The 19,639-nt window shown below is 73.0% G+C and carries 15 protein-coding genes; 2 read left to right on the top strand and 13 right to left on the bottom strand.

Annotation, left to right across the window (positions count from 1 at the left end):
* Positions 1–19: 19 nt before the first annotated feature.
* The 13 genes from G6553_RS14665 to G6553_RS14605 form a co-directional block, all read right to left on the bottom strand.
* Positions 20–1,126: a ring-opening amidohydrolase gene (locus G6553_RS14665; RefSeq protein WP_166194408.1), complete on the bottom strand. Its 1,107-nt coding sequence runs from the start codon at positions 1,124–1,126 to the stop codon at positions 20–22.
* A gap of 3 nt (positions 1,127–1,129) precedes the next feature.
* Positions 1,130–2,077: a carbamate kinase gene (arcC, locus tag G6553_RS14660; RefSeq protein ID WP_166194405.1), complete on the bottom strand. Its 948-nt coding sequence runs from the start codon at positions 2,075–2,077 to the stop codon at positions 1,130–1,132.
* Between the two features lie 70 nt (positions 2,078–2,147).
* Positions 2,148–2,948, bottom strand: coding sequence for an NmrA family NAD(P)-binding protein (locus G6553_RS14655; protein WP_166194402.1), 801 nt, complete (start codon positions 2,946–2,948; stop codon positions 2,148–2,150).
* Between the two features lie 19 nt (positions 2,949–2,967).
* Positions 2,968–4,944, bottom strand: coding sequence for a hydantoinase B/oxoprolinase family protein (locus G6553_RS14650; protein WP_166194399.1), 1,977 nt, complete (start codon positions 4,942–4,944; stop codon positions 2,968–2,970).
* Positions 4,941–7,016 (bottom strand): hydantoinase/oxoprolinase family protein, encoded by a 2,076-nt coding sequence (locus G6553_RS14645; RefSeq protein WP_242680476.1) that lies wholly within the window; start codon positions 7,014–7,016, stop codon positions 4,941–4,943. Before G6553_RS14645 ends, G6553_RS14650 begins: the two co-directional genes overlap by 4 nt.
* 231 nt (positions 7,017–7,247) lie before the next feature.
* Positions 7,248–8,192, bottom strand: a complete 945-nt coding sequence (locus G6553_RS14640) for a hypothetical protein (RefSeq protein ID WP_166194394.1) — start codon at positions 8,190–8,192, stop codon at positions 7,248–7,250.
* A 195-nt stretch (positions 8,193–8,387) separates the two neighbouring features.
* A complete protein-coding gene (locus G6553_RS14635) occupies positions 8,388–9,794 on the bottom strand; it encodes an amidase (protein WP_166194391.1) in 1,407 nt (468 codons plus the stop codon).
* The gene (locus G6553_RS14630) at positions 9,791–10,453 is read right to left on the bottom strand and encodes a carbon monoxide dehydrogenase subunit G (protein WP_166194388.1); all 663 of its coding nucleotides are present in this window, start codon (positions 10,451–10,453) and stop codon (positions 9,791–9,793) included. Before G6553_RS14630 ends, G6553_RS14635 begins: the two co-directional genes overlap by 4 nt.
* Positions 10,453–12,852: an aerobic carbon-monoxide dehydrogenase large subunit gene (gene cutA / locus G6553_RS14625; protein ID WP_166194385.1), complete on the bottom strand. Its 2,400-nt coding sequence runs from the start codon at positions 12,850–12,852 to the stop codon at positions 10,453–10,455. The genes G6553_RS14630 and cutA overlap by 1 nt, the downstream gene beginning before the upstream one ends.
* Positions 12,849–13,466 carry a (2Fe-2S)-binding protein gene (locus G6553_RS14620; RefSeq protein WP_347565723.1) on the bottom strand — a complete coding sequence of 206 codons (618 nt, stop codon included), beginning with the start codon at positions 13,464–13,466 and terminating at the stop codon, positions 12,849–12,851. The genes cutA and G6553_RS14620 overlap by 4 nt, the downstream gene beginning before the upstream one ends.
* 2 nt (positions 13,467–13,468) lie before the next feature.
* A complete protein-coding gene (locus G6553_RS22220; protein WP_166194381.1) occupies positions 13,469–14,329 on the bottom strand; it encodes a xanthine dehydrogenase family protein subunit M in 861 nt (286 codons plus the stop codon).
* Between the two features lie 88 nt (positions 14,330–14,417).
* Positions 14,418–15,785: a solute carrier family 23 protein gene (locus G6553_RS14610; RefSeq protein WP_166194379.1), complete on the bottom strand. Its 1,368-nt coding sequence runs from the start codon at positions 15,783–15,785 to the stop codon at positions 14,418–14,420.
* Between the two features lie 153 nt (positions 15,786–15,938).
* Positions 15,939–17,231, bottom strand: coding sequence for a helix-turn-helix domain-containing protein (locus G6553_RS14605; protein WP_166194377.1), 1,293 nt, complete (start codon positions 17,229–17,231; stop codon positions 15,939–15,941).
* Positions 17,232–17,327: 96 nt separating this feature from the next.
* On the opposite strand from G6553_RS14605, the gene G6553_RS14600 reads away from it, so the two are divergent.
* On the top strand, positions 17,328–18,083 hold the full coding sequence (locus tag G6553_RS14600; RefSeq protein ID WP_166194375.1) for a DUF2877 domain-containing protein: 756 nt from the start codon (positions 17,328–17,330) through the stop codon (positions 18,081–18,083).
* A 64-nt stretch (positions 18,084–18,147) separates the two neighbouring features.
* Positions 18,148–19,623 carry an FdrA family protein gene (locus G6553_RS14595; protein ID WP_166194373.1) on the top strand — a complete coding sequence of 492 codons (1,476 nt, stop codon included), beginning with the start codon at positions 18,148–18,150 and terminating at the stop codon, positions 19,621–19,623.
* The last annotated feature ends 16 nt before the right edge of the window (positions 19,624–19,639 follow it).

The raw sequence follows: 19,639 nt of genomic DNA, 5'->3' as shown, positions 1-19,639 counted from the left end.
GTGCTCAGGTCGGTCGAGGTCAGCCGAGGTCGACGATCGCGGCGACCGGGCCGCCGCCGTCGGGGCCCTGGTGGGCGGCGGAGACCGACACGAAGACGGCCGGGTCGCCGGTGACCGCAGCGGTCACGCCACCGACGGTGGCCTTGATCTGGCGGTGCCAGTGCACGTCGGAGTCGTCGAGCATCGCGTTGCGGCGGCCGCGGACCTGGCCGTCGCCGGAGACCTCGCACTTGAGGAAGACGTTGACGAGCTTGCCGTCGAGGTCGGTGTGGTGCGGGCGCTCGGGCAGGTCGAGGCCGGCGCTCTTGATGGCCGCCCAGATGCCGTCCTGGTCCAGGGCGTCCTTCATGACCGAGTGGCCGATGCGGTAGCGGCCGCCGACGCCGGTCGCGTTGCCGACGACGACGATCTGGGCCTGGTCGAGCTCGACACCGGAGGAGCAGGAGGCGACCGCGGAGTAGAGGTCGCGGTTCTTCATGACGTCCTCGTCGGACGGCATGTCGATCTCGCCGAGCGCGACGGCGATGCCGAGGCCGGTGACGCCGTTGGAGAGGTCCATCGACTCGTGGGTGTGCTCGGTCCACACCTCCTTGCCGCGGCTGTGGGCGTCGCGGATGGTGTGGATCGTCAGCAGCGGGGTCTTGGTCTGGACGTAGTGGACGTCCTTGGGGTCGGAGATGCCGGCCCGCTCCATCGCGACCTTCACGCCGTCGGCGACCTTCTTGATCATCGCGACGTAGCCGATCTCCTCGGGGAGGATCGGCTCGCTCATCGCGAAGCCCACGGTCAGGCGCTGCTCCTGGCGGGTCGGGTCGTCCTCGGGGACATCGACGGTCGCGAAGATCGTGGCGTGGGGGCTGATGACACCATCGGTGCCACCCGACCACACGATCGGGACCTGCTTGACCTGGTCGGCCGGGGCGCCCTTCTCGACGAGCACCTCGCGGAAGGCGCGGTCGGCGATGATCCGCGTGTAGTCGTTGACACCGCCGTTGCCCTCGGTCTTGCCGATGATCGCGATGACGCGGTCGGCGGCGAAGACGCCCTCGTCGATGAGCTTGGCCAGCTCCGAGGCGTCGGCGACGGAGTGGATCGGGACCTTGCGGACCTCGATGGCAGAAGGCATGGGTCAGGCTTCCTTTCGGTCGGGGACGACGATCGTCCCGGCGGTGCGGTTGGCGGCCGCGACGATGGTGCCGAGGTCGGTGATGACGCCCGGCCGCCCGGAGTGCTCGACGAACCGGCAGACGGCGTCGACCTTCGGGCCCATGGAGCCACCGGCGAAGTGCCCGGCGGCGGCGTGCTCACGCATCTGGGTGAGCGTGACCTCGCCGACGTCCTCGGCCTCCGGGGTGCCGAAGTTGAGGACGGCGTGCGCCACGTCGGTGGCGATCACGAGCATGTCGACCTCGATGTCACGGGCGAGGAGTGCCGCGCCGAGGTCCTTGTCGATGACGGCCTCGACGCCGGTCAGCGACCCGTCGTCACGGCGCACGGTCGGGATGCCGCCGCCGCCGTTGGCGACCACGACGAAGCCGGCGTCGACCAGGGCGACGACCGCGGGGGCGTCGAGGACCTCGAGCGGCTCGGGCGAGGCGACGACACGTCGCCAGCCGCGCTCGCCGCGGTCCTCCCAGGTCTCGCCGTGCTCCGTCATCCGCTGCGCCTCGTCGGCGGGCAGGTAGCGGCCGACGGGCTTGCTGGGCTTGCTGAAGGCGGGGTCGTCGGCGTCGACACGGGTGCGGGTGACCAGGGCGGCGGCGGGGCGGCTGATGCCGCGCAGCGCGAGGGCGCGGTCGAGGGCGTTGACGAGGATGTCACCGATCGTGCCCTGCGTCTGCGCCCCGCACCAGTCGAGCGGGACCGGCGGGACGACGTGCGCGGCGACCTCGTTCTTGACCAGGAGGTTGCCGACCTGAGGGCCGTTGCCGTGGGTGACGATCACGTCGATGCCCTCGGCGACGAGGTCCGCGACGGCCTCCATGGCCTTCTCCGCGGCCGCGATCTGGTCCTCCGGGCGGGCCTTGCCGTCGGGCGACGTCATCGCGTTGCCGCCGAGCGCGAGGAGGATTCTCATGCAACGAACCTAGTGAGCGGCCTCACCTGCGTTCATCGTGCGGATCGGCCGAACCCGAGCACGAGCGATGTCAACTTGTGCCAGCGAGCTCCCGGGCCAGGGTGGCACCGACCGCGGTGGGCGTCCGCCCGGCCGTCGCGAGGAGCGCGGCGAGCGGGAGCGGGCCGGTCGGCAGGCCGTGGTCGTCGTAGTAGGCGAACATCGCCCGCAGCCACGTCCGCTCGCGGTCGTCGAGCCCGTCGCCGCGCCAGGCTCCGGGATCGGTACGCCGCGCGGTGACCGGGCGGCCGAGCACCTCGCTCGCCGCGGCGGCCACGTCGGCGACGGTCACGGTGGCCGGACCGCCGAGCTCGTAGGTCGCACCCTCGTGGCCGGGCTCGGTCAGCACCACGGCCGTGGCCGCCGCGACGTCGTCGAGGTCGACCAGGCCGAAGGGGGTGTCGACGGCGTACGGCACCTCGAGGTCGCCGCCGTCGGCGGGCAGGGCGCGGAGCGCGGCGACGAAGTTCTGCACGTAGGCGCAGGGCTGGAGGATCGTCCAGCGCAGGCCCGAGCGGCGCACCAGGTCCTCGGCGACCGCCTTGCCGAGGTGGTGCGGCATCGACGGCGCGTAGGGCGAGGCCACCGAGTGGTAGGCCAGCCGGCCGACCCCGGCCTCGTGCACGGCCGCGAGCACGGAGGCGACGTACGCCGGCTCGTCGGCGTAGAGGTTCGGCGCGATGACGTGGACGGCGTCGGCCCCCGAGAGCGCGGCCGGCAGGTCCTCGAACGCGGACCGGCCCAGGGGGCGTGCGGACACGCCACCCTGGGCCAGTGCCGCGACCACGGCGCGACCGGTCTTGCCGGTCCCGCCGAGGACGGCGACGTGCATCAGCGTTCCAGTCCTCGACTCAGAGGTGGTCGACCTCGGCGGAGGCCGCGCCCCCGGCGAGCGTCCCGTAGCCCGGGCCGCGGTCGAAGAACGCGTCCTCGACCTCGGGCGCCGGCCGGCCGGCCCGCTCCGCGGCGGTCGCCTCGGCGTCGTACGACAGCGTGTCGTCGTCGACCGAGCCGGTCAGCACCACGCCGTAGTCGGCGAGCGCCGCCTCGGTCGACACCTTGCGCCAACGCACGTCGCGGACGACGAGCTCCGGGTCGCGGTCGAGCGGGTTGCCCCAGCCGCCGCCACCGGTGGTGCGGATGCGGATGACCTCGCCGGCCTTGACCTCCTCGGCATCGGCCAGCGCGTCGACCTCGCGCTCGTTCGGGCCGCCCGCGTCGATGACGACCTGGAACGGCGTGCCGGCCTTGCCGCCCTTGACGCCCCAGCACGCCAGGATCGACCGGTCGGCGATCGACATGAAGTGGGCGTCCTTGAGCATCCGGATGTGCTTCTCGTAGCCGAGGCCGCCGCGGAACTGACCGGCGCCGCCGGAGTCCACCGCGAGGCTGAGGGACTCGACGATGAACGGGAAGCGGGACTCGGTGAACTCCGTCGGGAGGTTCCGGCTGTCCGGGACGACGTGGATGGTGTCCTCGCCGTCGGCGTAGTAGCGACCGCCGGAGCCGCCGCCGAGCACCTCGCGCATGAGGTACGGGCGGCCCTCGAGGTCCTCGCCGTAGACGCCGGTGTAGCGGATCGTCTCCTGGTCGGCCGGCATCTTGCCGTCGACCGCCTTGGCGATCACGCCGGCCAGCACGCCGAGCAGGCGGAGGATGACGAAGGTGCGGGCGTTGGTCGGCGCCGGGAAGATCGGCGTGAGCAGCGTGCCCTTCTCCGGGAAGCGCATCTCGATGAGCGGCACCACGCCCTCGTTGACGTCGAGCTCGGCCATCCGCTCGGGGGTGTCGGCGAGGTTGCGCAGGATCGGCGCGAGCCACTTCTTCAGGAAGACGCCGTCGGAGTAGTCACCGCAGTGGTTGATCGGGCCCTTGGCCTGCGGGGACGTGCCGGCGAAGTCGAGCACGAGGCGCTCGCCCTCGGGGTCGTCGGCCGCGGTGCGGGTCAGGGTGATCCGCTGCGTGTGCAGCTGCGGGTCGTCGACGCCGTCGTGCTCGGCGTAGTCCTCCCACGTCCACGTGCCGACCGGGATCTTGGAGAGGATCTCGCGGCGGTAGGTCTCGGTGGAGCGGTCGATGATCGCGTCGAAGCAGGCCTCGACGGTCTCGATGCCGTAGCGGTCGAACAGCTCGCCGAGGCGGCGGGCACCCATGAGGCAGGCCGAGCACTCGGCGTCGAGGTCCGCGGCCAGCGACTCGGGCATGCGCGAGTTGCGGGTCATGATCGCGAGCGCCGAGCGGTTCGGGACGCCGGCGTCCCACAGCTTGATCGGGGGGACCGCGAGGCCCTCCTCGTAGACGCTGGTGGCGTGCGAGGGCATCGAGCCCGGCACGGCGCCGCCGATGTCGTCGTGGTGGCCGAAGGCCTGGACGAACGCGACGACGCGACGGTCGCCCTCCGGGCCGGCGAAGACCGGCACGGTGACGCACAGGTCCGGGAGGTGGCCGATGCCGCCCTCGGACATGTAGACGTCGTTGTGGAAGAAGACGTCGCCCTCCTTCATCTCCTCCAGCGGGAAGTCGCGCGCCACGGGGTGCACGAGCGCCGAGTAGGAGCGACCGGTGAGCTTGCGCAGCTTGCGGTCGTGGATGCCCGCGCGGAAGTCGTGCGCGTCGCGGATCATCGGGCTGCGGCTGGTGCGCGCGATGGCCGTCTCGACCTCGTGCTCGACCGCGGCCAGGGAGCCCTGGACGATCTCGACGAGGACCGGGTCCGCGCTGCGGCCGGCGTCGTCGGTCAGCGCGCCGAAGGGGAACTGGGTCGGTGCCCGGCTGCTGCCGAGGTCCGGTGCCCCGGCGAAGGTGCCCGGGTGGGTGTCGGTGGTCATGCGTCGCTCCTCGTCACCACGATGTTGGCGTAGTCGTCGACCCGGGCGGTGAAGCCGGGGTGGATGGGCACGGTCGAGCCGAACTCCTCGATGATCACCGGGCCCACGAGCTCCTGCCCGGCGGGCAGGTCGGGGCGCCAGTACACCGGCGTGTCGACGTACCCGGCCTCGGCGTCGAAGCAGACCTGGCGGTTGCCGGTCGGCTGCGGCGCGGACTGGTCGCTGGAGGCCTTCGGGATCTCCGGGCGCTTGATCGGGCCGACGCCGGAGACGCGGAGGTTGACGACCTCGACCTGCTGGGTCGGGTCCTGCGCGAAGTCGTAGCCGTAGAGCGTGTGGTGCTCGGCGTGGAACCGGTCCGCGACGGTCTGCAGGGTCTCGGGGGTCAGCGGGCCGTCCGGCACCGCGACGCGGACCTCGAAGGCCTGGCCGAAGTAGCGGACGTCCGCGGTGCGCACGAAGACGTGCTGCTCGGGGGCGAAGCCCTCCTTGGCCAGCGCCGCGGCGGCGCGCTCGGCGAGCACGTCGTACTCCGCCTGGAGCGCGGTCGGGTCGAGGTCCTCGTGGAGGGCGACGTGGGTCTGCACGTAGTCGTTCTTGACGTCCACGGTCAGCAGGCCGAACGCCGACACGTTGCCCGGGTTCGGCGGGACCAGGACGGTCGGCACGCCGAGCACGTCCATGAGGCGGCACAGCAGCAGCGAGCCGGAGCCGCCGAAGGTGGTCAGCGTGAAGTCGCGGACGTCGAGGCCGCGCTTGACCGTGACCTGGCGCAGCGCGTTGGCCTGGTTCCACGCGGAGATCTCGAGGATGCCGGTGGCGCAGGCCTCCGGGGTGATCTCCAGCTTCGCCGCGAGCTCGCGGATCGCCGCGGACGCCGAGTCGACGTCCAGCGGGATCTCGCCGCCGAGCAGGTGCGGGGGGATCCGGCCCAGGAAGACGTGGGCGTCGGTGATGGTGACCTCGGTGCCGCCCTTGCGGTAGCAGATCGGGCCCGGGTCGGCGCCGGCGCTGTGCGGGCCGACCTTGAGGGTGCCCTCGGGCGAGAGCCAGGCGATCGAGCCGCCGCCCGCGCCGACGGTGACGACGTCGATCATGGGGATCTTCGAGGGGTAGACGCCGACGCTGCCCTCGGTGGTCAGCGTGGGCTCGCCGTCGATGACGACCGAGACGTCGGTCGAGGTGCCGCCGCCGTCGGAGGTGAGGACCTTGTCGAAGCCCGCGACCTTCGCGATGAGCGCGGCGCCGAGCGCGCCGGCCGCGGGGCCGGAGAGCACGGTGGTGATGGGCTGGTGCACGACCTCGTCGGCCGAGAGCACGCCGCCGTTGGACTTCATCACGTAGAACGGGATGGTCCGCCCGGACTGCGCGGCCAGGCGGTCCTTGATGTTGTTGACGTAGCGGGAGAGCTTCGGCTTCACCGCAGCGTCGACGAGGGTCGTCATCGAGCGCTCGTACTCGCGGTACTCGCGCAGCACCTCGCTCGAGATCGAGACGACCGCCTCGGGGTGCTCCTCGAGGAGGATCTCGCGCATCCGCTCCTCGTGGACGGGGTTGGCGTAGGCGTGCAGGAAGCAGACACCGAGGGTGTCGATGCCCTGCTGCTTGAACCAGCGGGCGACGGTGCGCGCGCCGTCCTCGTCGAACGGGCGGATCTCCGCGCCGGTGTGGTCGAGGCGGCCGCCGACCCCCTTGACCAGGTCACGGGGCACGATCCGGTCCGGCTTGACCCAGAAGTAGGAGTTGCCGTAGCCGTCCGGCACCGACTGGCGGGCGATCTCGAGCATCGCCTCGTAGCCCTCGGTGGTGATGAACCCCAGCGCGTCCACCTTGCCCTCGAGGAGCTGGTTGGTCGCGACCGTCGTGCCGTGGCTGACCGCGACGACGTCGTCGAAGCTCGCCCCGGCCAGGTCCAGCACCTTGTCGATGCCGGCCAGGAAGCCGTCCGCCGGGTTGCCCGGCGTGCTCGGCGTCTTGGTGGTGACCACCGCGCCGCTGTCCTCGTCGAAGGCCACGACATCGGTGAACGTGCCGCCGGTGTCGATGCCGATCCTCATCCGCCTCGCTGTCATGACGGACATTCAACTCGACCGACCCGGCCCGCACGATGTCGTGGTCTGCCGACAGAACGTCTGATCGTGGTCAGATCCTGCCAGCCCGCCTCGGCTGGTCGAGAAGCGAGCGCCGGCGAGCCCGGCCGCTGGTTGAGCAGGCGAGCGCCAGCGAGCCATGGCGAAACCCCCGCACCCACGCACGACTCTGGGCACGTCACCGGGTTTCGACACGCTCCGGCCTGGCGGCCCTCACTGCTCAACCAGCGGGGGCAGGGCTGCCCGGCGTTCCCAGTCGGTCAGGCGGGCGTCGAGCAGGGACGTCATGGCGGCGAGCTCACGCCACCGCTTCGGCTTCAGCGTGACGACGGGACGGCGGCGGAAGAGCACCAGCCACGAGCCGAGGATCTCGACGTCGAAGCTGCCCTCCGCCCAGCGGTCGAGGAGGTCCGGGGTGGCGATGGCGGCGACGTCGGACTCGTGCTCGGGGGGACACAGCACGACGAACCGCCGGTCGAAGCCGGGCAGCCGGGGCAGGCCGCGCTGCAGGTCGCGCAGGCCCCGGAAGCGGCGCACGCGGCGGCGGAGCCCCCGCCGGCGGAGGATCGCGACGTGCGGCAACGGGACCGCCGTGCGCACGGCGACGTACCCCCACGGCTCCCGCATCGCGCCGTTCTCGTCGCCGCCGCGCATCACCGTGGCCTGGCCGTGCTCGACGTGGCGGGTGCGGTGGTCGACGACGACGTCGCTGACCAGTCTGCGCTGCGGCTCGCCGAAGATCTGCACGAAGAAGGCGGTCGGCGGGAGGAGCTCGGCCTGGTCGCGATGGTGCTGGTAGGTCATCCCGTTGCGTTCGGCGAACGCCGTGAGCCGCCGTGACCGTCGGTCAGCGCTCCGGGACGCCCAGGACAGGCCCAGCCACACCAGGAGGCCCAGGACGACCGCGGCTGCGAGCGATCCCAGGACGACGGGATCACCGGCCGCCTCGCCGAGGCTGGTGTCGCTGCGCGCCGCCATCGCCGCGACCACCACGGCCGTCACCAGGACGACGCACGCGGCGACGAAGAGCGCCATCGACCGTGCGGACCGGGAGGACGAGCGACGCCGACGGTCCTGCGCTGCGGCGTCCCCCGGCCCGACCGGCTCGAGCGGCCCGCTCAGCGCCGTGGTGTCCAGGCTGCCGAGCGGGTCCCGCATGCGGTCATGCAACCACGGCGGACGTCACCGTCGCCTCGCGCCCTCACCGGGCCACCGGCGCCGCCCGGCTGAGCCTTCCCGGCGGCACTCCACGGCGGATGCCGACGCTTCGCGGCCTCCGCAACAGCCGCGAAGCGTCAGCATCCCAAGTTGACTTGGGATGCTGACGTCGCAGCGTGAGCGATTTCGAGCAGATCAACCAGCGGTGGGGCTGACGAGGGCCTCGACGGCCCGGGCGACCTCGAGCAGGCGCAGGTCGGCGCCGTGGGGGGCGACGAGCTGCACGCCGACGGGGAGGCCGTCGCGGGTGCGGCCGGCAGGGATGGAGATGGCCGGGCAGCCGGTGACGGTGATGAAGTACGCCGAGCGCATCCAGTCCAGGTAGGTCTCCATCGGCTTGCCGTTGATGGCCGAGGGGAACTCCTGGTCCGCCGGGAACGGCGGCACCTGCGAGACCGGCAGCACCAGCACGTCGTACGCCGTGAAGAACTCGCGCATCGTCTCCGACAGGGCCGTGCGCTGGGTGTAGGCACGGGCGACGTCGGCGCCGGTGAGGGACTCCCCCGCCCGGATGTTGTCGGCCAGCGAGGGCTTGAACGCCTCCGGGTGCTCCGCGAGCAGGGCGCCGAGCTTCGCCTGGAAGTGCCAGGCGCGCAGCGTGCGGAAGGTGTCCTCGGCGAGCCCGAGGTCGGGGTGCTCCCCCGCCACGCTGGCGCCTGCACCCGCGAGCGCGCGACCGGTCGCCTCGACGACGCCGGCGACCTCGTGGTCGACCTCGAAGGCGCCGCCGAGGTCGGTGCTCAGCGCGACGCGCAGCCCGCCGAGCGTGGCCGGCTGCGGGTCGGCGAAGGACGAGCCGGCGTCACCCAGGGCGTGCGGCGCCCGCGGGTCGGGGCCGGCCATGACGGACAGCAGCAGCGCCAGGTCGGCGACGTTGCGGGCCATCGGGCCGCCCACCGAGGTGGTCTCCCACTGGTTGTAGAGCGGCCACTCCGGCACCCGGCCGAGGCTCGGCCGCATGCCGACCACGCCGCAGAACGACGCGGGGTTGCGCAGCGAGCCGCCCATGTCCGAGCCGTCCGCGAGCGGCACCATGCCGGCGGCCAGCGCGCACGCCGCGCCGCCGGACGAGCCGCCCGCCGACCGCGAGGGGTCGACCGGGTTGAGCGTCGTGCCGAAGACCTTGTTGAACGTGTGCGACCCGGCCGCGAACTCCGGCACGTTGGTCTTGCCGACCGTCACCGCACCGGCGCGACGCACCCGCTCGACGATGAGCTCGTCGGCGTCGGGGACGTGGTCCGCGCGGAGCGTCGAGCCGTACGTCGTCCGCCACCCGCCCACGGCGTGGGTGTCCTTGAAGGCGAACGGCAGGCCGTGCAGCGGCCCGACCCGCTCGCCCCGGGCGAGCGCCTCGTCGGCGGCCGCGGCGCCCGCGCGGGCCCGCTCCTCGTCGAGGGAGACGACCGCGTTGAGCTGGGGGTTCCGCTCGGCGATCCGCTCGAGGTGGAGGTCGAGCAGCTCGCGCGCGGAGATCTCGCGCTCCCGGACGGCCGCGGCCATCGACCGCGCGGTGGAGTCGACCGAGACCGGGCTGGAGCTCATCGGCGACGGCCCAGCAGCCCGCCCACGACGACGCCGGCGAGCACCAGCGCACCACCGAGGGCGACCCCGGCGAGGAACGACTGGTCGCCACCGGCGGCCGCGCCGCGCGAGGCGGCGGGCGTGGCGGCGAAGACGGTCTGCTCGGCCGGCGCGGCGCCGGCCGCGGCCACCTCGCCGCCACCCGCGGCCGGGGCAGCAGCCGGAGCGGCCTCGGCGGGCAGGCCGTTGGCGATGACCTTCTCGACGTTGCCGAAGAACTCCGCAGCCATCCGGCGCGAGACGCTGGTGAGCATCCGCTGCCCGACGCCGCCGACCATCCCGCCGACGACCGCGTCCGCGTCGTAGGACAGCAGGGTCTGGTCGCCCTGCGCCTCGAAGCGCACGCCGACGGTCGCGTCGATCGTCCCCGGCGCGCCGGCGCCCTTGAGGCCCATGGTCAGCGACTCGTGCGGCTTCAGGTCCGAGAGCGTGCAGGCGCCCTGGTAGGTGCCCTTGATCGCGGCGACGCCGGCGGTGACCGTCATGGCGTACGCGTTCTCACCGGTGGTCTGGAGCTGCTCGCAGCCGGGGATGGTCGCGACCAGCACGCGCGGGTCCAGCAGTGCCTCCCACACCTTGTCGACGGGGGCGGCGATGGTGTTCTGGCCGGCGATCTTCATCAGTTCTCCTCAGGAGTCGTGGCGGCCACGGCGTGCTGCGCGCGGAGCTCGAAGAGCTCCGACGGCGAGATCGGCATGGCGGTGATGGGGAGCCCCTCGGCGTCCTCGATGGCAGCCGCGATCGCGGCCGACCCGGGGATGACGCCGGCCTCGCCGGCGCCCTTGATGCCCAGGGGGTTGAGCGGGGACGGGGTCTCGAGGTGGTCGACGTCGATCGCGTCCGGGACCTCGGTGACGTAGGGCATCAGGAAGTCCATGAAGGACGCGTTGAGCAGCTGGCCGGACTCGTCGTAGGCCATCTTCTCGTAGAGCGCCCCACCGATTCCCTGCGCGACGCCGCCGTGGATCTGGCCCTCGACGATCATCGGGTTGATGACGGTGCCGCAGTCGTGGACGACGGCGTACTTCAGGATCGTGATCTCTGCGGTGTCGGGGTCGGTCTCGACGATGACGGCGTGCATGCCGGAGGCGAAGGTCGAGCGGGTCGGGGAGTAGAAGTCCTTGCCCTCCAGGCCCGGCTCGTCACCCTCGGCGACCGGCGGCTTGGTCGCGTCGCCGACCGAGAACTGGGTGGCGGCCTTGGACGCCTCGTCGAAGGCGTAGCGCAGCGGGTTGGAGAGCACCGCGACCGTGCCGAGGTTGATGGAGGTGCCCGGGGACCCCTTGACCGACACGACCCCGTCGACGATCTGCAGGTCCTCGGGGTCCGCCTCGAGCGCGTCGGAGGCGATCCGCAGCGCCTTCTCCTTGGCCTTCTTGGCGGCCAGGTGGATCGCCGATCCGCTCATGACGGCGGCGCGGGAGGCGAAGGTGCCGACGGCGTACGCCATGCGGCGGGTGTCGCCGGTGGTGATCTCGACGTCCTCGAACGGCACGCCGAGCTCGTCGGCCACGATCTGCGCGAACGCGGTCTGGTGGCCCTGGCCCTGGCTGGTCAGACCGGTGGCGACCTTGACCTTGCCGGAGCTCTCGATGTTGACGTGCGCGCCCTCGTAGGGCCCGGCGCCGGTGCCCTCGACGTACGCCGCCAGGCCGATGCCGACCCGCCGGCCCTGCGCGGCCATCTCGGCGCGGTAGGACTCGAAGTCGTCCCAACCGACCAGCGCCTTGATCTTCTGCAGCATCGTCGGGAAGTCGCCGGAGTCGTAGATCGTCTCGCGACCGTCCTGGAAGACCAGGCCGTGGTCGTAGGGGAACTCGTCGGGCTGGATCAGGTTGACCTCGCGGACGTCGGCGCGGTCCTTGCCGAGGTACGCCGCGATCGCGTCCATCGTCCGTTCCATCACGAAGCAGCCCTGCGGCCGGCCGGCGCCGCGGTAGGGGGTGACGATGACGGTGTTGGTGTAGAGCGAGTCGAACGTCACCCGGTAGGGGCCGGTCTTGTAGGGCCCGACCAGCTGGGTCGAGGCGTTGATCGGGACGATCAGGCCGTACGGCGTGTAGGCGCCGTGGTCGTGCCAGAACCGCACGTCGAGCCCGAGCAGGCGGCCCTCGTCGTCGAAGCCGACGTCGACGTGGTGCAGCTGGGCGCGCTCGTGGGCCGAGGAGATGAAGTGCTCGCGACGGTCCTCGGTGAACTTCACCGGGCGACCGAGCCGCTGCGCTGCGAGCGAGACCAGCAGCTCCTCGGGCCAGGGGTGGTTGATCTTGACGCCGAAGCCGCCGCCCACGTCGGGGGTGATGACGTCGACCTGGAGCAGGTCGAGGCCGAGCTTGGCGGCGACCGCGGCGCGGACGCCGGTCGAGGTCTGGGTGGAGGTCCACACCTGGAGCCGGCCGTTGGCGGTGTCCCAGCGCGCGGTGACGCCGCGGCCCTCCATCGGCATGCAGGCGCTGCGCTCGATGTCGAGGTCCAACGACAGCGTGTGCGGGGCGGCCTTGATCGCGGCCTCCGCGTCGCCGTTGCTCTGCTCCGAGCGGGCGGCGATGTTGCCGGGGACGTCGTCGTGGACGAGGTTCTCCGCCGCCCGGGCGGCCTCGACGCCGACGACGGCGGGCAGCAGCTCGTACTCGACCGCGATCTGCGCGACGGCGTCCTCGGCGAGGTAGCGGTCGTCGGCGACGACCATCGCGATCGCCTCGCCGACGTAGTTGACCTCGTCGCGGGCCAGGGCGTACTGCGTGCGCCCGTGGGTCAGCGTCGGGTGCGGGATGAGCAGCGGCAGCGGCTCGGCCATCGCGCCCTCGAGGTCGTCGTAGGTCCACACCGCGTGGACGCCCTCGATGTCCAGCACCGGGTCGACGTCGATCGAGATGATGCGGGCGTGCGCGTGCGGGCTGCGCAGCACCGCGATGTGGAGCGCGTCGAGATCGATGTCGTCGACGTACTGCCCGCCGCCCCGCACCAGCCGGTCGTCCTCGACCCGCTGGACGGCCTCACCCATCAGCTTCGTGGTCATGCGCCCAGTCCCGTCGTCGATGCGTCGTCGTCGCGGGCGACCTCGGTCTCCCCGGTCGCCGCCTCGAGCCCGCCGTCGTCACCGTCCGGCGCGGGGGCGGAGGGGGTGTCGCCGCGGGCGATCTCCGCCGCGCGCTCGACGGCCTTGACGATGTTCTGGTAGCCGGTGCAGCGGCAGAGGTTGCCGGCGACCATCTCGCGGGCCTCCTCGTGCGTCGGGCACGGGTTCTCCTTGATGCCCGCCGTGACCGTGGTGAGGAAGCCCGGGGTGCAGAAGCCGCACTGCAGGCCGTGGCACTCGCGGAACGCCTGCTGGACCGGGTTGAGCGAGCCGTCGGGCTCGGCGAGGCCCTCGACGGTGGTGATCTCGCTGCCCTGAGCGGTGACCGCGAACATCAGGCAGCTGCGCACGGGCCGGCCGTCGACCAGCACGGTGCACGCGCCGCAGACGCCGTGCTCGCAGCCGACGTGCGTGCCGGTGAGGCCGCACTCGTGGCGCAGGGCGTCGGACAGCAGCCGGCGGGCGGGGACGGTGACCTCGTGGGTCACGCCGTTCACCTCGAGCCGGACGTCGTGGGTCCTCTCAGCGGTTCCTGCTGCGGTGTTCTCAGCCACGGTCACTCCTCCCGAGCGTGGTCGTGGGCCGCGGTCAGCACGCGCGCGGTCAGCACCTTGGCCAGGTGCGCGCGGTACGCCGCGGTGGCATGGATGTCGGTCTCCGGCTCGAGCTGCGCGAGGGCCGCCTCGGCGGCCCGGGCCAGCGCGGCCTCGTCGACGGAGCCGCCGAGCGCGTCGGTCAGGTCGACGACCGTCGGCACGTCGGAGACCGAGAGGTAGCCGGCGCGGGCCGAGGTGACCCGGCCGTCCTCGACGGCGACGACGGCGGCGACTCCGCACATCGCGTAGTCGCCGTGGCGGCGGGAGATCTCCTCGAAGGCCACGCCGGAGCCGGCGGGCAGCGCGGGGAAGAACGCCTCGACGGCGACCTCGTCGTGCGCCAGGCTCGACTCGAGCGGCGCGACGTAGAGCTCGTCGGCGGTGATCGTGCGGCGACCGCCCGAGCCGACGACGTCGACGCTGCCGCCGAGCAGCTGCAGGACCATCGGCATCTCGGCGGCGGCGTCGGCGTGGACGATCGAGCCGACGGTGGTGCCGCGGTTGCGGATGGTGGGGTGCGCGACGTTGGCCAGCGCGAGCGAGACGAGGGGCTGCACGCGGCGTACGTCGGCGGAGGCCAGGACGTCGGCGTGGCGGGCCAGGGCACCGATCCGGACGCCCGAGGCGTCGGCGGTGACGTGGTCGAGCCCGGGCAGGTGGTTGATGTCGACGATGAGCGCCGGAGCAGCCAGGCGCATCGACATCAGCGGCACGAGGCTCTGGCCACCGGCGAGCACCTTGGCGTCGGGGTGGCTGCCCAGGGCCTGGACCGCCTCCTCCAACGTCTCCGGACGGGCGTAGTCGAACGCCGTGGGTTTCACGAGGGGAGCCGGCCTTTCCGATTGCTGTTCCGAGAGGGGGCCCGGCGGGCCGGTCCGGGCGTGCTGCCCGGCCGGCCCGCCGGAGCCGTCAGTGCGTGTGCGTCACGTCGCTGGCGCGGACCTGCTCGCCGCGGGGGCGACCGACGTTCACCAGGTGGTAGAAGACGATGACCATGATCGTGCCGAGCGCGATGCCGCTGAGCTCGAAGTCGTCGCCGATCTTGAGGGTCACGTTGCCGATGCCGGCGATGAGGCCGGCGGCCAGCGGCACCATGTTGAGCGGGTTGCCGAAGTCGGTCCGGTTGTCCACCCAGATCTTGGCGCCGATGAGACCGATCATGCCGTAGAGCACCACGGTGATGCCGCCCAGGACCCCGCCGGGGATGGCGTTGAGGAGCACGCCGAACTTCGGGCAGAGGCCGAGGATGATCGCGACGAGGGCGGCCACGTAGTAGGCCGCGGTCGAGTAGACCCGGGTGGCCGACATGACGCCGATGTTCTCGGCGTACGTCGTGGTCGGGGACGCACCGAAGGCGCTGGCGAACGCCGTGGCGACACCGTCGGCGCCGAGCGCGCGGCCCATGTACGGGTCGAGGTCGTCGCCGGTCATCTCGGCGACGGCGCGGACGTGGCCGGTGTTCTCGGCGATGAGCGCGATCACGGCCGGGATGACCAGGAGCGCGAAGGTGAGCGAGAAGTCGGGCGCGTGGACCTTGCTGACGCCGTCGGCCAGGTCACCGGTGGGCAGGCCGAACCAGGCGGCGTCGCCGAGGCCGGTCAGGTTGATCCGGTCGCGGGTGACGACCTCACCGGTGCCGTCGGGCGAGGTGATCTGGCCGAAGATCGTGTCGGCCAGGAAGGACAGCACGTAGCCGAAGATCAGGGCCAGGAAGATCGAGATCCGCGACCAGAAGCCGGGGAACCGCACGGTGGCGACCACGACGAACGCGGCGGTCGCGAGCGCGATCCACTGGTCCTGGGGCCAGTAGGTGTTGGCCACGACCGGGGCCAGGTTGAAGCCGATCAGCATGACCACGGCGCCGGTGACGGCCGGCGGCAGGAGGCGCTTGAGGGCACCCGAGCCGAGGAAGTGCACGGCCACGCCGACGAGCGCCAGGATCACACCGGCGATGAGGATCGCGCCGGTCACGTCGGCGGAGTCGCCGCCCTGGGCGCGGATGGCGAAGACGCCGGACACGAACGAGCCGCTCGTGCCGAGGTAGCTGGGCACCTTGTTGTTGACGACCAGCAGGAACAGGATCGTGCAGACACCGGAGAACAGGATCGCGAGGTTCGCGTCCAGACCCATGATGAGCGGGAAGACGAACGTGGCGCCGAACATCGCCACCACGTGCTGGGCGCCGAGGCCGACGGTCTTCCCCCAGCTGAGCCGCTCCTGCGGCCCGACAGCCTCACCGGGCGCAGGATCGACCTGCGTCCACTTGAACATCGACATGCGGAAGTTCCCTTCGCCAGCGGTGGAACCGAGAGAGAGCGAGCCTATTGAGGCCCACACCACACCCTCACTGGCCAGTTCCGCCGAAAGGGTGCCGGGAACGTCGACAGATCATGCCTACGGCCTGGGGGCGGTCGTCTGCTCGGCTGGGTCTCAGCCGCCGACGACCTCCAGGACCTTGAGCGCGACGGCCACGTCGAGGCGCAGGTTGTGGTCGGAGGTGATCGGGCCCAGCAGCCGCTCCAGCTTGGTCACGCGGTAGCGGATGGTGTTGTAGTGGAAGAACTGCAGCCGCGCCGCCTCGGCGACGTTGAAGTTCGTCGACAGCAGCACCTGGAGCGTCTCGCGCAGGGCCGCCGCCTCCTCGCCCTGCCCGGCCAGCTCGCCGAGCACGTCGACCGCGAAGGCACGCAGCTCCACGTCGTCGGGGACCATCGCGATGAGCCGGTGCAGCCCGAGCTCGTCGAACCACGTCGTGGTCCCGCCGCCGCGCACCCGGCGTCCGACGGCCACCGCGCGGTAGGCCTGCGCGTAGCTCTCCGGCAGGCCGCGCACGTCGCTCGCGGCCCGCCCGACGCCGACCGAGAACGGTCGCCGGCCGCCGCCCTTGTCCCCCGCGACCGCCCGGACCAGGCGCATGACCACGTCCGAGCCGGGTTGGCTGCCGTCCGCCGGGAGGACCGTGACCACCTCGGAGCCGAAGTCGGCGACCGGGACCGACCGCGAGACCCCGCCCACGACCTGCCGCCAGGCGTCGGCGAACCGCTCCTGCCACTGCCGCTGCTCCTCGACCGTGCCGGACGGCTCGCCGGCCGGCTGCGGGTCCAGCTGCGCGACGACGACGATCGAGGGGCCGCCGAGGTCCCAGCCGAAGCCCGCGACGTGCTCGCGCACGAACTCCTCCGAGCCGGCCCGCCCGAGCAGCACGTCGCGCAGGAAGTCGCCGCGGTACTTGTTCTCCACCGCCGACACGGCCTGCTCCCGGCTGATCGAGAGGGCGACCGCGAGCCCGGCGCGCCGCAGCGCGACCGCCTCGACCGCGCTGAGCTCCCGCTCGACGATCAGCACGAGGTGCCCCAGCGGCTGCATCGGGGTGGCGACCGGGAGGCGGTGGACGCGCGCGCCGCCGGCGAGCAGGGTGCCCTGAGGGTCGAGCCGCTCGACGCGCACCCGGCCGGTGTGGTCGAGCAGGTCGCCGGCGGCCAGGTCGGCGCGACGGTCCTCGGAGAGCCGCGTGACCCGCTCCCGGCCGTCGGTGGTCGTGACCGCGGCGTCCGCGCGCAGGGCGGACGCGATGGCGTCGACGATCTGGCCGAGGTCGGCGTTGGCGAGCACCTGCTGGGCGAGGTCCTCGGCCAGGTCGTCGGGGTCGAGCGGCGCCGGCGCCGGATCCTGCTGCTGGTCCGGTTGCTGGTCCGACTGCTGGGTCGCGTCGTCCGTCGACACCGGTGGACCCGATGTCAACTTCTGTTCCCCGCCTCGGTCGGGGTTGGCAAGGCTCACCATTCGGCGCACCCTAGTTCATCCGTTAGCGTCCGAGAGGTGCCACTGTCGACCTCGCCCCGCACCCGCGTCGCCGGGGCCGGGACCGCCGCCCTCCGGCGCCGGTTGCACGAGGAGCCGGGCACCGGAGAGGTCGTCCACGCCGGGGCGTCCGCGATCTACGTCCGCCTCCGCGACCGGGTCGTCGGGGTGGCCGCACGCGGGGCCGTGCACGTGCCGGCGACCATCGCCACCGCGCTCAGCCGCCTGCCCGACGTCGCCGTCGGGGCTCCGGCCGAGGTCGCCGACGGTGCCCTCCACGTCGCCGGCCTGAGCGTGTCCGTCGACCGCCTTGTCCCCACCGACCTGCCTGCGCTCCCGCCGGAGGCCGCCGCCCGCCTCGAGGCGGTCGCGCCGGACCTCGGCCCCGCCCGCGACCAGCTGCCCGCCGCGGCGCTCGAGGCGCTCGCTGCCGGCGACCCCGACGCGGTCGCGTCCCTGCTCGGCCGCGGGGACGGCCTCACGCCGGTCGGCGACGACGTCGTGGCCGGGTGGCTCGTGGCCGCCCGCGGCGCCGGCCGCCCGCGCGACGCGGTCGCCGACGCCGTACGCCGTTCGGCCCGCCGCACCACCGCCCTGTCCGCGACCCTGCTGCTCGAGGCCGTCGAGGGCGGGTGCATCCCGGAGTTCCGGTCGCTGCTGCTGGCCCTCGCCACCGGTCGCGACGTCCCCGCCGCGGCCCACCGGCTGCTCGCCGTGGGCCACACCTCCGGCGCCGGGATGCTCCTCGGGACCACCCTCGCGCTCCGCAGCTGACCCGCTCCCTTCTTCCCACGACCACGTCCCCCGCCACATCCACCTCACACGGAGGAACCACTCGATGACAGTCGAGCACGTCGAGATCCGCGCCGGCGCGTACGCCGACAGCGTCGCCCTGCTGCAGGTCAGCCGCGACGTCGCCGCCACGCCGGGCGTCGTCGCCGCCCAGGTGGCGATGGCGACCGAGCTGAACCTGGAGGTGCTGGCCGGCATGGGCTTCACGCTCCCGCCGGCCTCCCCCAACGACATGGTGGTCGCGCTCCGCGTCGACGACGAGGGCGTCGTGCCCGCCGCGCTGGCCGCGGTCGACGCGGCCCTGGCCGCGGCCCGCAAGGGTGCCGCGGGCGGTGGCGGCACCACCCTCGCGGCGCCGCGCACGACCGGGTCTGCCCTGCGTCGCGCCGGCGGCGGGCTCGCGCTCGTCTCCGTCCCCGGCGCCTCGGCGCTGGTCGAGGCGATGGACGCCATCGACGCCGGCTCCGACGTCATGGTCTTCAGCGACAACGTGCCGGTCGAGCAGGAGCTGGCGATGAAGCGCATCGCCCGCGACCGCGGCCTGCTCGTGATGGGCCCGGACTGCGGCACCGCCGTCGTCGGCGGTGTGGGCCTCGGCTTCGCCAACACGACCGAGCCCGGCCGCGTCGGCATCGTCGCCGCGTCCGGCACCGGCTGCCAGCAGGTGCTCGCGCTGCTCGACCACGCCGGCGTCGGCGTCTCCGCCGCGCTCGGCGTCGGCGGGCGCGACCTGTCGTCCGCGATCGGCGGCATCTCCACGATGACCGCCCTGGACCGCCTCGACGCCGACCCGACGATCGAGCAGGTCATCGTGGTCTCCAAGCCGCCGGCCGCCGAGGTCGCCGCCGCGGTGGAGGAGTACGCCGCCGGGCTGGGCACGCCGGTCCGGTTCGCGCTGCTGGGCGCCGGCCAGCCCGACATCACCACCCAGGTCGAGCGCCTCCTGGCCGACCTCGGGGTAGCCGTGCCGGAGTGGCCCACGTGGGGCTCGCCCGCGACGTCGGTCGGCGGCTCCGCGCTGCGCGGCCTGTTCGTCGGCGGCACGCTCTGCGACGAGGCGATGCTCATCGCCGCGGAGTCCCTCGGCGGGATCCGCAGCAACATCCCGCTCTCCCCCGAGCTCGCCCTCGGCTCGGACCTGACCGCGCCGGGCCACCTGATGATCGACTTCGGCGACGACGGCCTCACCCGAGGCCGGGCGCACCCGATGATCGACCCGACGCTCCGCCTCGACCAGCTCACCAAGGTGGCGCAGGACCCCGAGACCGCCGTCGTGCTGCTCGACGTCGTCCTCGGCCACGGCGCCCAGGACGACCCGGCTGCCGACCTGGCGCCGGCCATCGCCGCGGCGCGAGCGGCACGCGACGTACCCGTCGTGGTCGCCTGCGTCGGCACCTCGGCCGACCCGCAGGGCCTCCAGCGCCAGGCGCAGGCGCTCGCCGACGCCGGCGCCGAGGTCCACCTGTCCAACGCCGCCGCCACCCGGCGCGCGCTCGCTCTCGTCCCCGGAGGCTCCCTGTGACCCAGTCCGCGACCCA

Source organism: Nocardioides sp. IC4_145 (assembly GCF_011250565.1).
Classification (GTDB): Bacteria; Actinomycetota; Actinomycetes; order Propionibacteriales; family Nocardioidaceae; genus Nocardioides.
This window is presented reverse-complemented; position numbering and strand designations above follow the sequence as displayed.

Coding starts and splice junctions, on each gene's coding strand:
- G6553_RS14665 (WP_166194408.1), bottom strand. CDS start 1,126: ATGCCTTCTGCCATCGAGGTCCGCAAGGTCCCGATCCACTCCGTCGCC.
- arcC (WP_166194405.1), bottom strand. CDS start 2,077: ATGAGAATCCTCCTCGCGCTCGGCGGCAACGCGATGACGTCGCCCGAC.
- G6553_RS14655 (WP_166194402.1), bottom strand. CDS start 2,948: ATGCACGTCGCCGTCCTCGGCGGGACCGGCAAGACCGGTCGCGCCGTG.
- G6553_RS14650 (WP_166194399.1), bottom strand. CDS start 4,944: ATGACCACCGACACCCACCCGGGCACCTTCGCCGGGGCACCGGACCTC.
- G6553_RS14645 (WP_242680476.1), bottom strand. CDS start 7,016: ATGACAGCGAGGCGGATGAGGATCGGCATCGACACCGGCGGCACGTTC.
- G6553_RS14640 (WP_166194394.1), bottom strand. CDS start 8,192: ATGCGGGACCCGCTCGGCAGCCTGGACACCACGGCGCTGAGCGGGCCG.
- G6553_RS14635 (WP_166194391.1), bottom strand. CDS start 9,794: ATGAGCTCCAGCCCGGTCTCGGTCGACTCCACCGCGCGGTCGATGGCC.
- G6553_RS14630 (WP_166194388.1), bottom strand. CDS start 10,453: ATGAAGATCGCCGGCCAGAACACCATCGCCGCCCCCGTCGACAAGGTG.
- cutA (WP_166194385.1), bottom strand. CDS start 12,852: ATGACCACGAAGCTGATGGGTGAGGCCGTCCAGCGGGTCGAGGACGAC.
- G6553_RS14610 (WP_166194379.1), bottom strand. CDS start 15,785: ATGTCGATGTTCAAGTGGACGCAGGTCGATCCTGCGCCCGGTGAGGCT.
- G6553_RS14595 (WP_166194373.1), top strand. CDS start 18,148: ATGACAGTCGAGCACGTCGAGATCCGCGCCGGCGCGTACGCCGACAGC.